Annotated in this window: 12 protein-coding genes; 4 read left to right on the top strand and 8 right to left on the bottom strand. The window is 62.3% G+C overall.

The features are described from left to right. Positions 1-104: 104 nt before the first annotated feature. Positions 105-491 carry a DUF302 domain-containing protein gene (locus C8N44_RS18905; protein WP_107978329.1) on the bottom strand — a complete coding sequence of 129 codons (387 nt, stop codon included), beginning with the start codon at positions 489-491 and terminating at the stop codon, positions 105-107. A 145-nt stretch (positions 492-636) separates the two neighbouring features. Next, the gene (locus tag C8N44_RS18900; protein ID WP_188758780.1) at positions 637-1,233 is read right to left on the bottom strand and encodes an EF-hand domain-containing protein; all 597 of its coding nucleotides are present in this window, start codon (positions 1,231-1,233) and stop codon (positions 637-639) included. A gap of 170 nt (positions 1,234-1,403) precedes the next feature. Here C8N44_RS18900 and C8N44_RS18895 point away from each other — a divergent pair, with 170 nt between their 5' ends. The 4 genes from C8N44_RS18895 to C8N44_RS18880 all read left to right on the top strand — a co-directional run bounded on the left by C8N44_RS18895 (position 1,404) and on the right by C8N44_RS18880 (position 5,888). Continuing rightward, positions 1,404-2,126 carry a response regulator gene (locus C8N44_RS18895; RefSeq protein ID WP_018065801.1) on the top strand — a complete coding sequence of 241 codons (723 nt, stop codon included), beginning with the start codon at positions 1,404-1,406 and terminating at the stop codon, positions 2,124-2,126. Then, the gene (locus C8N44_RS18890; protein ID WP_107978327.1) at positions 2,126-3,535 is read left to right on the top strand and encodes an ATP-binding protein; all 1,410 of its coding nucleotides are present in this window, start codon (positions 2,126-2,128) and stop codon (positions 3,533-3,535) included. Before C8N44_RS18895 ends, C8N44_RS18890 begins: the two co-directional genes overlap by 1 nt. 160 nt (positions 3,536-3,695) lie before the next feature. After that, positions 3,696-5,047 (top strand): IS3 family transposase gene (locus tag C8N44_RS18885; RefSeq protein ID WP_107978326.1). Its coding sequence is split into 2 segments (ribosomal slippage): positions 3,696-4,035 and positions 4,035-5,047, totalling 1,353 coding nucleotides; the frame shifts between segments, so codons are not numbered across the junction. A gap of 76 nt (positions 5,048-5,123) precedes the next feature. Then, the gene (locus C8N44_RS18880; protein ID WP_425352947.1) at positions 5,124-5,888 is read left to right on the top strand and encodes a tetratricopeptide repeat protein; all 765 of its coding nucleotides are present in this window, start codon (positions 5,124-5,126) and stop codon (positions 5,886-5,888) included. Between the two features lie 36 nt (positions 5,889-5,924). Here C8N44_RS18880 and C8N44_RS18875 read toward each other — a convergent pair whose 3' ends face one another. The 6 genes from C8N44_RS18875 to C8N44_RS18850 form a co-directional block, all read right to left on the bottom strand. Beyond that, positions 5,925-6,839 carry an EamA family transporter gene (locus C8N44_RS18875; RefSeq protein WP_107978325.1) on the bottom strand — a complete coding sequence of 305 codons (915 nt, stop codon included), beginning with the start codon at positions 6,837-6,839 and terminating at the stop codon, positions 5,925-5,927. 32 nt (positions 6,840-6,871) lie between these two features. Next, positions 6,872-7,648, bottom strand: a complete 777-nt coding sequence (locus C8N44_RS18870; protein WP_018065810.1) for a hypothetical protein — start codon at positions 7,646-7,648, stop codon at positions 6,872-6,874. Next, positions 7,641-8,585 carry a cation diffusion facilitator family transporter gene (locus C8N44_RS18865; RefSeq protein ID WP_051085131.1) on the bottom strand — a complete coding sequence of 315 codons (945 nt, stop codon included), beginning with the start codon at positions 8,583-8,585 and terminating at the stop codon, positions 7,641-7,643. Before C8N44_RS18865 ends, C8N44_RS18870 begins: the two co-directional genes overlap by 8 nt. Before the next feature lie 54 nt (positions 8,586-8,639). Then, positions 8,640-10,754 (bottom strand): protein-disulfide reductase DsbD family protein, encoded by a 2,115-nt coding sequence (locus C8N44_RS18860; RefSeq protein ID WP_107978323.1) that lies wholly within the window; start codon positions 10,752-10,754, stop codon positions 8,640-8,642. After that, a complete protein-coding gene (locus C8N44_RS18855; protein WP_018065813.1) occupies positions 10,754-11,524 on the bottom strand; it encodes a DsbA family protein in 771 nt (256 codons plus the stop codon). Before C8N44_RS18855 ends, C8N44_RS18860 begins: the two co-directional genes overlap by 1 nt. A 255-nt stretch (positions 11,525-11,779) precedes the next feature. After that, positions 11,780-12,067, bottom strand: a complete 288-nt coding sequence (locus tag C8N44_RS18850; protein ID WP_207903861.1) for a DUF2933 domain-containing protein — start codon at positions 12,065-12,067, stop codon at positions 11,780-11,782. Between the last annotated feature and the right edge of the window lie 212 nt (positions 12,068-12,279).

The raw sequence follows: 12,279 nt of genomic DNA, 5'->3' as shown, positions 1-12,279 counted from the left end.
ACAGAAAGATCGCCGCTGCGCTTTGCCTCGATCTCGGTTGCTCTGGTTTCGGCCCATTATACAGATTCCAGTTACTGGAGGGTCAAGAGCGCCGCGAGCAAAAATCAGACAGCGTCCACGGCTGCCCGGAGCAGATCGCGGACTTGGCCGGCGACCGCGTTCAGGTCGACGTTCTCCACCGCTTGCATCGAGGCCACCGGGTCAATGGCGCTGATCTCGGTTCCTCCGTCCACCTGGCGCAAAATCACGTTGCAGGGCAGCATCGCGCCGACGCGCGGCTCGATCTCGATGGACTTATGGGCCATGCCCGGATTGCAGGCGCCAAGGATGCGATAAGGCGGCATCTCCACGCCCAGCTTCTTTTGCATCGTCGCCTGCACGTCGATCTCGGTCAGTACGCCAAAGCCCTTCTCTGCCAAAGCATCGCGAACAAGCAATTCGGCGTCGTCTATGGCGACATCCTTCAATACGCGATCATAGGTATAAGCCATTTCAATTCTTCCTTTCGATTTTGCGGTGGTTGCTGATCATTGTCTGGACGTCGCAATTCCGAACGCGTTCTGGATTCGGCGTCCGGATGCTTCGCGGGTCAGGCGTTTTGGAAATCGGCGCCAGTCAGAGCTGGCGCCGAACCGCTCAATTGTCGTTCATCACTGTTCCGTTGCTCATGCCCTGGCCATTGCCGGGCTGAACCGGCGGCTGTGCCATGTTCGACCGCATCATCTGTATCCGTTCCATCATTTCGGCGGGTGCCGCCATCTCTTCCGCCGTCACCGCGCCGTCACCGTCAGCATCGAGGTGCTGGAACCGATCCACCATCATCTCGCGGATCATCGCGCTATGAAGGGTTTCGAACTCGGCAATCGAGAGCGATCCGTCGCCGTCGCTGTCGTATTCCGCGAGCTTGGCCTGCAGTTGCGAGCGCATCTCGTCCGGCGTGACCGTGCCATCGCCGTCGGCGTCGAACATCTGCATCATTTCCCCGCCCATCGGACCCATGCCAGCCGTCGGGCCCATACCGCCCATCATCTGGCCGTGCATGCGCTTCATCATGCCCATCATATCGGACATGCCGCCCATGTTGCCCATCATTCCGGAACCGCCCTGCATCATGCCAGCGCGATCCTTCGGGCCGGACTGGCCCCCATGTCCGTGATTGGAATCCGCGATCGCGGCTCCTCCGATTGCAGTTGCGGCCAAAACGGTCGCTGCGAGCAGGGTTTTGCGGGTCATCGTTATCTCCTCATGTTTCGGTTTCGATAGATTTCATATGGCAGCGTTAGGCCGTGATGAAATGCGAGGAAACAACGGTATTGTATCGCCGTGTCAAAAGCGCCGCCCCTGTTACATTTCGTGACAAATCTCTTCGGGAAACCAATGCGGCAACCGTTAGAAGGAAGAACATGAACGATCAGCCTCATATCCTCGTCGTCGACGATCATCGCGAAATCCGAGACTCGGTTTCGCGCTATCTGGAGAAGAACGGCCTGCGTGCGACCTCGGCGCGGGATGCGGTCGAGATGGACGCCAAGCTCGCGATGGGTCAGTACGATCTGATCGTTCTGGATGTCATGATGCCCGGCGAGGACGGGCTGTCGGTCTGCCGCCGTCTGTCATCCACGGGTGGCGTACCGATCCTGATGCTGACGGCGCTTGGCGAAGAGACGGATCGCATCGTCGGGCTCGAAATCGGCGCGGACGACTATCTGGCCAAACCATTCAATCCGCGAGAGCTGCTTGCGCGGATCAAGGCCATCCTGCGGCGTTCATCCCTGCCCGAGACCTATGCCGGAAAACTCTCGGGAAGACGCATCGCATTCGCACAATGGACTCTCGATACCGACAGCCGGTTGTTGACCGATGAAAACGGTGCGCAAATCGATCTCACCGGTTCGGAACTCAAGCTTCTGGTTGTCTTGCTCGAACGGCCCCGCCTCGTCCTCAACCGTGATCAGCTTCTCGATCTCACTGCAGGGCGCGCGGCCTCCCCGCTCGATCGGACGATCGACAATCAGATCAGCCGCCTTCGCAGAAAGATCGAGGCCGATCCATCCAGGCCCCGGCTGATCACGACCGTGCGCGGTGGCGGATATTGCCTTGCCGCCGATGTGACGGAGCTGGATTGATGTGGCGTTTCTTTGACAGCCTGCGCGGCCAACTGGTCCTGTTGATCATCGCGGCACTCGCCGCCGCCCAGGCGGTCAGTCTCTGGTTGTTTGTTGACGAGCGCGGCCTGGCCGTGCGGGCCGCGCTCGGCTTCGAGGCAGCGGGACGCGCGGCGAACGTCGCGCGGCTGATCGAGGAAGCGCCGGCAACGCTGGAACCGGCCATTCTGCGGGCGGCCAATTCACCACTCGTACGCTTTGACATGTCTGATACTCCGACCGTCGACCACGACACACACGCGGACAGCGGTGCTGTCGAGGCAAGAGTGCGTGGTCTTCTCGGAGCGAAAGACACCCGCGAAATTCGCGTAGAGGTCCACGAGGTCGATCACGGCATCCTTCCGATGCCGCATATGGCGCCCGAGATGGCCGAAATGCATCTGGCGATGATGCGGGGCGATCTGTCGGCAATCGAGATGCAGCTGTCCATTGCCCTGACGGGCGGACAGTGGCTCAATGTCGGCACGCGGTTCGAACGCCCACCTTTGCAATGGCCCTGGGCATCTTTCGTGAGCTTCGGCATCACGGCTGCCATTATTCTTGTCGCCGCATGCTGGTTTCTTCTGACCCGCCTGACCGGCCCGCTCTTGCGCGTATCCCATGCCGCCGACAGCCTCGGGCGCGGCGAAAATGTCAATCCGCTGCCCTTGATCGGACCCGCAGAGGTGCGGGACCTGACACGGACGTTCAACCGGATGCAAGACAGGCTGACCCGTTTCCTCGCCCACAGGACACGGCTTCTCGCGGCCCTCGGACATGATCTGCGCTCGCCTCTCACGGCACTGCGCGTCCGCTCGGAAATGGTTGACGAGCGGGAGACACGCGACAGCCTCGTCGCCTCGATCGAGGAGATGCAGGAAATGGTGGACTCGACCCTTTCCTTCGCGCGCGGAATCGCAAGCTCGGAAGACTACGAGACCGTCGAAATGGGCGCGTTTCTGGGTCAACTCCGCGCCGATATGCTGGACAACTTTTCCCTGCAGGAAGGTGAGACCGTTCATCTGCGCTTGCGGTCGCAATCGGTCCGGCGTGCCCTTCGCAACCTCATCGACAATGCCGAACGCTATGGCGGAAACGTTGATGTCAGCTATGGACGCGAGGACGATCACGCCATTATCCGCGTCGCTGACAATGGCCCCGGAATACCGGACGGCGAGCTTGAACAGGTCTTCGAGCCCTATTTCAGGCTTGAGAAATCCCGCTCGAGAGAGACCGGCGGCACCGGACTTGGACTGTCCATCGCCCGGACGATCATCCGGGCGCATGGCGGGGACATTGGCCTCACCAACCGGGCAGAAGGCGGCCTCGTGGCGACCGTGACGCTGCCGCTGGGACCGGAACCCCTGAAACAGGAAAGGACAACGACATGAAACTCAACGGCTCAGTCATCTCTGCAGGATCGCTCCTCTTCGTCGCAACGCCGGGCATGGCCGATATCTACGATGGTGTCCCCCGTCAGCACCTGTGGGACATCTGAGTTGACTTTGTAACGGAGGGCTTCTGGCTCATCGTAACCGCCAAGGAGTGGAGATGAGACAGAAACCCGGAACGCGGAAAGAGCCCGCCGAGAAGGTCGTAAAGGATATTCGGCGGCGCACCAGGAAGCATCATTCGGCTGAGGAGAAGATCCGGATCGTGCTGGAGGGCCTGCGCGGCGAAGACAGCATTGCCGAGTTGTGCCGACGCGAGGGGATCGCGACGAGCCTGTATTACAGCTGGTCGAAGGAGTTCCTCGAGGCCGGCAAGAAGCGGCTCGCAGGCGACACGGCCCGACAGGCGACCAGCCCCGAGGTCAAGGATTTGCGGCATGAGGCCGCCGCTTTGAAGGAGGCTGTGGCCGATCTCACCTTGGAGAACCGCCTGCTCAAGAAAAGCATGCTCGGGGATGGGGAGTTCGAGGAATGAGATATCCCGCCTCCGAGAAGCTCGAGATCATCCGGCAGGTCGAGCAATCACACTTGTCGGCGAAGCAGACCCTGGACCTCCTGGGCATCCCAAGAACGACCTTCTATCGCTGGTATGATCGTTATCTGGCCATGGGCGAAGGCGGGCTCGAGGACCAAACCTCGGGTCCATCCCGGGTATGGAACCGGATCCCGGACAAGGTGCGCGAGGAGGTCGTCGAGTTGGCCCTCGACGAGCCGGAGCTGTCGCCCCGGGAGCTGGCAGTCCGGTTCACAGACACCCGACGATACTTCGTCTCCGAAGCCAGCGTTTACAGGCTCTTGAAAGCCCAAGACCTGATCACCAGCCCGGCGTTCTTGGTCATCAAGGCAGCCGACGAGTTCTATGAGAAGACCGTTCGACCGAACCAGCTCTGGCAGACCGACTTCACCTACTTCAAGGTGGTCGGATGGGGTTGGTTCTACCTGTCGACCATCCTCGACGACTTCAGCCGCTACGTCATCGCCTGGCGGCTCTGCACCACGATGAAGACCTCGGATGTGACCGCCACCCTGGAGGATGCTCTGGTCGCATCTGGCTGTGACCGCGCCACGGTCGCGCATCGGCCCCGGCTGCTCAGCGACAATGGCGCATCCTACATCTCCGGGGAGCTGGCTGACTGGCTTGGGGACCAAGGCATGGATCACGTTCGCGGTGCCCCGCGCCACCCTCAAACCCAGGGTAAGATCGAGCGCTGGCACCAGACCCTGAAGAACCGGGTCCTCCTCGAGAACTACTACCTGCCCGGAGCGCTGGAAGCGGCCATCGGAGACTTCATCGATCACTACAACCATCACCGCTACCACGAGAGCCTCGGCAACCTCACCCCCGCCGACGTCTACCTGGGCAGAGCGGACACTATACGAAAACGACGAAAGGAGATCAAAGCCAAGACGATCAAAAAACGCCGCTTGCTGCATCGTCAGACAGCCGCATAGACTGAAGTCCCAAAGAGCCAGACCCTCCGTTCAAGATCACCCGCTCGTGTTCCAAATCATCTGACGACGGACAGAAATCGCCGGGTTGACGGTACGTTTGCTGGAGCGCCTGCAAAGCGATCCGGGCGGTGGCCCGACCGAGGGGTGGATGTTGCTTGGCCAAACCTACATGCGCATGGGCCGCTACAGGGATGCGGTATCCGCCATGGAGAACGTGACCGAGCGCCCGGATGCCAGTTCGGCCATCCTGTCGCAATACGCCGAGGCGCTGATCGCCGCGGATGACGGGATCGTGACGCCCGCGGCCCGCGCGGCCATCGGACGGGCACGCGACATGGATCCGTCCAATCCGGCGGCCACGTACTACGAGGCCATCGCGCTCGATCAGGCGGGCGACGGCGCGGAGGCCCACGATCTGCTGATTGCCCGGCTGGACGCGGCCAATGGCCCCGCGCCCTGGATGGAGGCGTTCGTCGCGCAGGCCAACAGCATCGGCGAGACGCTCGGCCGCGAGCCGGTCAGCCTCGCGGCATTCGCGCCCACGGCTGGCGGCGATACGCCGGGCCCCACCGCGGGCGATGTCGCCGCCGCAGCGGACATGAGCGAGGACGACAGGGCCGCCTTTATTCGCTCGATGGTTGAGCGGCTGGCCGAGCGGCTGCGGGACGACCCTGATGACCTGGATGGCTGGATGCGACTGGGCAACGCCTATCGCGTCCTCGGTGAGGCGGCGAAGGCGCGGGAGGCATATCTGACCGCCAACAGGCTCGCCGAGACCCTGCCTCCCGACGACCCGCGTGCGCAGGAAATCCGGCAGGCGATGTCAGAGCTGCCCGGCTGAGGCCGAAACAGCGCTATGGTTTCCCTGCCAATGCGATCAGGTGCACTGACAGGGATGCGCCGCAAGGTTTGGATCGTCCCGGGTGGTCAGACGGGTCAGGACGAACCCGGCCGTCAGAAGCAACGCGCCGCCATAGATCATGCCCGTCGCCGGGACCTCTCCGAATACGAGAAAGCCCAGCGTTGCCGCAACCACCGGCGATACGATGATGTCGACCAGCGAATAGACGTTGGCGTTCAGCGTCTTCAGCACAAGCGAGATGCCGAAATAGGCGAACCCGGTAGAGACCAGTCCCAGCATCAGCGCCCAGAGCCCGGCCGGAGCAGCAATGCCGATCCGCTCATTGACTGTCATTGCCATGATGTCGCCGGGTCCGAAGATCACCAGCACCGGCGACAGCACGAGGGCGGCAACAAGCATGGACCAGGCGATGTCGTTACCGGTCTCGGATTTGCCTTCGTGGCGCATGTAGGTGATCATCGCGGCATAGATCGCCCCATCGGCAAGCGCGACAAGATTTCCGACCATGTATCCGCCCTCCAGCGGTTTCGCGAGAACAATGCCCATGATGGCGACCGCGAAGGTCAGGTAGTGACCCCAGCTTGCTTTCTCATCGAGAAACAGCGCCGAGAATATGAAGGTGAAGAACGGCGCGATACTCCAGAAAATGACCGCGTTGGCAATCGGCACCAGGGTCATGGCGTAATTGAAGACGCTGATCTGGGTGGCGATCAGCATACCGATGATGGCGGTGTCCTTGAGGTTCTTCCACGGAACGCGAAGCTGGTTCCCGGTTGCGAACGGCATCAGAATCATGAGGAACAGCGCGGCCGTGAGGATGGCGTAGAAATTCACCGTGTGGATCGGGATCAGACCGCCTGTCAGCTTGACGAAGACGCCGATTGTCGCCTCCGAGAAGGTGATGAGAAGCAGTAACAGGATGGTGCGCATGGGTCGGTTCTGATCCTCTCTCGTTCACGCTCTCAGGACGCCGCCGGCTCGTCGCGGTCCTCCTGGCCACTTATTGCGTCGCGGCTCGCGTTCCCGATCCAGCACATGTCGCAGACCGGGTCGCCATGGGACAGAGTACGCCGGCGGCGATAGTGACCGCGCTGGCCATCCCCGGCGATGACGTCGGCACCGGGCCAGTCGTAGCGGCACCAGCTCTGCCGGAACGACTCCAGCGACTCAGGATCGTCCTCCGCCCGGGCGATGCGGCGCACGAAGCTCTGCGGCGGGCAATGGGTGAAATGCGTGAACAGGTCGTCCCCGTCCCGGCTGACCCGAACGGCGTAACCCGGCGCACCGGAGGGCGCGAAGGGAAACACCAGCAGCGCGCGGATGGTCCAGCGCAGCCGACGGCCGGAATCGCGGGTGAGCAGGCGCACGGGCAATGCGCTGAGCGCCAGCATCCGCCGGTAGATGTCCCAGCCGAGATCGGCGACCACCTGTCGCGCGGTCTCGGGCGCGATGCCACAAGCGCGCAGGCTGCGGTCGGCCGCAATCGTCCAGATCGCCATTTCCACCATCAGCCGGCTACCGAAAGTCGGAAGCTCTGCCTGCTGCGCATGGGGGCGAAGGCGGACGGTTTCCGCGGTCATCGCCACCACGAATGCCTCGATTTCGGGCGTCAGCCAACGGATCTCGCACCCCTCCGTGTCGCGCAGGCCACGCGTGGCAAGGCCGCGCCCCGCCGCCCGGGCGACGATGCGCCCGATCAGCTTGCGTGCCAGCCACAAGCGGAGCGAACCGTCAGACATGGCCGACCTGATGGCCCGAGGTGATATCGATCGTCTCGGCACCCGACTCGTCCAGACACTCGGTTTCAGTCTGGAGCGTTACGAAGAAGAAGCCGTGATCGCGGCGCAGCAAGCGGTGCGCCCGTCGTTGCACCGCCTGCGGGTCCACGCCGTCACCCACGCGAAGGTGCGCCGAAAACACGTTCCGCCCGCTGGTCAATGTCCATGCGTGGACATGATGCGCGTCGTGCACACCGTCGAGCGCTTCCAGATCCGCGATCACCGAGTTCAAATCTATCTCGCTCGGCGCTGCCTCCATCAAGAGCCGCGCCGCATCCCGCAGGATGCCCCAGCTGGCCCAGAGCAGCACGAAGCCGAAAGCCATGCCCAGAAGTGGGTCGATCATCAGGAAACCGGTAAAGCGGATCACCAGCGCCGTGACGATGATGAGCAGGCTGCCCACGAAGGTCTGGATGATGTGCCAGAGCGCGCCGCGCACGTTCATGTCGCTCCGGCTCTGTTTCCAGATGAGGCCAAGCGAAATGAACTCCGTCACAAGACCCCCGGCTGCAGCAAGCAGCATTGGCCCTGTCGGCAGGTCGATGGGCGCGTTCAACCGCATCGCGGCCATATAGATAACGACGAAGGCCATTCCGGCCAGGAACCCGCCATTCACCAGCGCGCCGAGGATTTCGGAGCGGTACCAGCCAAAGCTGAATGTTGCATCGGCAGGCCGCCGGGAAAGCCGGGCCGCGCCCACGGCGACGAGGATTCCGCCCACGGCGGAAAACGTGTGGAATGCATCCGACAGGACAGCGATCGATCCGGTCCAGAGCCCGATACCAAGCTCAATGATGAAATAGACGCCGGTCAGCCAGGCCGAGATGACCATACCCCGCCCGCTTGTCGGCATGTGCGATCCGTGTCCACGAATATGGAATTCTGTTTCGGAACTCATCGAACCTCCTTTCCGTGGCAGTTTATTGATGCCTCCCCACATGAAGAGCGCGCCCTATCCGCCCGACGCCACCGCGCGCTCCGCCGCCTTCTCGAGCGCTGATAGAACCGCTTCGGACGACAGGAGCTCGGGCAGGACGATACCCTCGGGAGCGCCGGGTCCATAGACAGCGTTGAACGGAATACCGTAGCGGTCGAAGGTCTCCAGATAGCGCGAGATTGCCTCGTCGGGCCGGGTCCAATCGGCCTGCATCGCCGTCACGCCCGGCGCGCGAAGGGCCGTTCGAACCGGCGCGCGGTCAAGCACGAGCGCCTTGTTGGCCTTGCAGGTGAGACACCAATCGGCGGTCACATCCACGAAAACCACCTCTCCGCGCGACACGAGCTTCGGAATTTCTCGACGGTCGAATGCGGCCCAGTCCGTCGCCGGCTTGGCGTTCGGCGTGCCGGCCGCAGAAAGGAATCCCGCCAGGAAGATGGCCAACGCGCCCGTGGCCGCAGCCCCGGACAAGCGAGCACCTGCGGCCAGGCGACTGAAAGACAGAATCACGACGAGGACTGCGCTGGCTGTCAGAACCGCAAGCGCGGACGTCATGCCACCGACACCGATCAGCACCCAGAACAGCCAGCCGGCTGTGCCCGCCAATGCCAGCCCCAGCAGGATCTTCAGCCACAGCATCCAGCGGCCCGGTTTCGGCAGGCGCGAGATCGCCGCCGGAAACGCGGCAACGATGAGATAGGGCAAGGCCAGACCGATCCCCAGGGCCGTGAAGATCACCGCGATATCGAGCAGCCGCCCGGCCAGCGCAAAGGCAACAGCCGTGCCCAGGAACGGCGCCGAACAGGGTGTCGCGAGGATGGCGGCAAAGGCACCTGTCGCAAAGTCGCCGCTATAGCCTTTGCCACCGCCGGCGCGGGCGAGCCGGGTCTGCAAGGAAGACGGCAGCTCGATTTCGAATGCCCCGAAAAGGTTGGCGGAAAACACGGCCAGGACAATGAACATCACCGCCAAGAATACGGGGTTCTGGAATTGCAGCCCCCAGCCCACGGTCATCCCCAGACCGCGCGCCGCGAGGGTCAAAGCGGCGAGCGACCACATGAACGCCAGAACGCCGAGTGCGGAGACGGCAAACCCCTTGCGAATACGGCCCACGCCCTGGTCGCGGCTCTTCATCGCCGAGGACAGCTTGATGGAGAGCACCGGCAGCACGCAGGGCATGACGTTCAGGACAAGACCGCCGAGGAAGGCGATTGCGGCGATCCAGGCCAGTTCCGCCAGACCCGGCAGCACGCGGTCCAGGGCGAAGGGCGGCTGCGGTGCTGCATCGGCCAACTCCGTGAACAGGCTGGCCGCACGGTCGCCATCGGTCACGGTGATCCGCAGATCGGGCAGATCCGCGGCCGCGCTCAGAACGGGCAATCGGGCCCAGAGCAGACGGCCCCCGTCGCCCAGACGAATATCCGGCTTGCCGAATGCCGTGCCCGCGCCCAGTTCGGGAAAGACATCCGGGCCCGCGAAGGGACGCTCACTGTGTGCGACCAGCGTCAGGGCGGTCATGTCCGGGTCGAGATAGGCCGACTGGATCGAGATACCGCTCTCAGCCCCCTCCTCCGGCACCTTTTCGGCATAGGCCGAGATGAGCGCCGCCGCATCCGCGTCGATTCCGCTGGCTCGTGGCAGCGACAGGGTCAGTGTGAACTCCTGCGGGACGCAAACGGTCGAGCAGGTCAGAAGCGTGACATTGGCGTTCAATCGCACCGGCGCGCCGGGGTCGGACAATGCGATACGCAGCGGAAATACGACCTCGTCGTGATATCCGAAATTCTCGATCCCGAAGGCCGTGAACCGTTCCGGGGCGGGCCAGAGCAATTCGACCTCTTCCACATTCTCCGATCCCGCCCAGTCGATCGAGGGCGGGATGCCGACCTCGCCCGGGGACCGCCAATAGGTCTTCCAGCCCTCGCCCAACTTCAGATGCAGCCCGGCGGACAGGGACGTCGCGTTCGGGCCGACTCCGTTTTCGGCTGCGATCAGACGCGCCTCGAGAGCCGGGTTGGAAAAGCTCCCGGATTCGGCGGCGTTCGACATACTGGCCAGCCCCGCGCCGAGAAAACCGAGGCAGACCAGCAGAATCAGCTTTGCGACGAAAAGCCGCGAGAATTTGTTCATCACGCTGTCTGACACTGGGACGTCCAATCTTCCTCGATTTCCATCTCGGCAACACGCAGAATGGTCTTCTCATCGATCTGGCCCTGGATGATCGTTCGCCCGATTATCAGGGCGGGCGTTCCAAAAATGCCGAATACCCGTGCGAGAGCAGCACTGTTTTCCAATTCTTCGGTAACAGGGGCGCTTCGCATGTCGGTAATCAGGCGTTGGTGATCGACACCGATGTCTCGCGCCAAAGCCTGTAAATATTCCGGTGTCGCCACAAACGAGGATTTCATGAGCCGTTCATGAAATGCGACATAGGCACCCTGGCGTTTCGCCGCCAGCGCCGCCTTGGCCGCGACCTCCGACGATTGCCCGAGAAGCGGCAATTCGTGCCAGATGGCACGCAGGTTGCTGTCGGGACGTGCATCGAGCGCCGCAAGCGTCCTGGTCTGAACACGGCAATAAGGGCAATAATACTCTGTAAAAAACGCCACCGGAACGCGCTGTGTTGCAGACAGGTCATCGCCGTAGAGCGCACCGCAGATATCTGCCCTGACCCGCGCTTCGGCATCCGCCAGACTATCCGGACCCATGGCGTTCATTCCGATGAAGAGATCGAAGCCGCTCGAGCTTTCGCTGGCGGACAGCCTGCGAAAGCCCCGCGGGTATTGAACGTCCTCGAAGTTGAGTTCGGTCGAACCGAGTTCCGGAAAATACCAAAACCCGGCGTAGGCGGCCGCAACAGTCGCAAGAACTGCCAATGTATTCCGCCGTCCTTCAATCATATCCCGTCACCTTCACAACTATTCCAAAGCGAAGGCGAAGCCCTCCCTGCCGTCCCGACATTCAAGCACTGCCAGCCCACTGCCCGTTATTTCCTTTACCTCACAACCTGCAGGCAGGTCGGCCACCTGACCGCTCGAAGAGAGCCGGACATCACCGCTTCGCTCGCATTGCGCGATGGTCTGGGCGCAGGCGCCAAGTAAGAGCATCGCCCAAAGCGGCAGAAGACGGCGAACGATACCCAATCTCACCCCGGCCTAATTGGCGGCTACTTTTTGATCCACCTGGATCGCAACATCATCGGTCCGCTCGCTCTTCGTATCATGGCATGATTTTCCCATCATCTGATGCATGATCAAATGTGCGGCGACGCACAAAAGCAGAGGTGCGAAGACGTAGAGCCCGGAGGTCAATCCGCCCGCAAGTCCCCCCGTCATCACGAACGCTGCGATTGGAAGCAGCATTACCGCGCAGCAGGCCCACATGGCGTATTTCATCACCGGCATCGTGCTCGATTTCTCAACAGGAGTTTCAGATTCATTCATTTTCGTTGCATCTCCAAGCATACAGGAGATGGGCTAAAGCCTTCCTGCGCCGGAAGGTCAACGATACAAACCGATACAAAAATCACGGTCTTGTCAGGGGGCATCTGCTTGACCTTCGGTAGTGCCCCACGGGGTGGTGTAGGAGGCCGCGCGCGGAGCCATTCGGCGTAGCGCAGCGCGCGGCCTGTCTGGCGGCCACCGCACTTCTTCGT

Source organism: Allosediminivita pacifica, assembly GCF_003054175.1.
GTDB lineage: Bacteria > Pseudomonadota > Alphaproteobacteria > Rhodobacterales > Rhodobacteraceae > Allosediminivita > Allosediminivita pacifica.
Note: the sequence above shows the minus strand (reverse complement) of the source record. Positions and strands in the feature narration are given on the sequence as shown.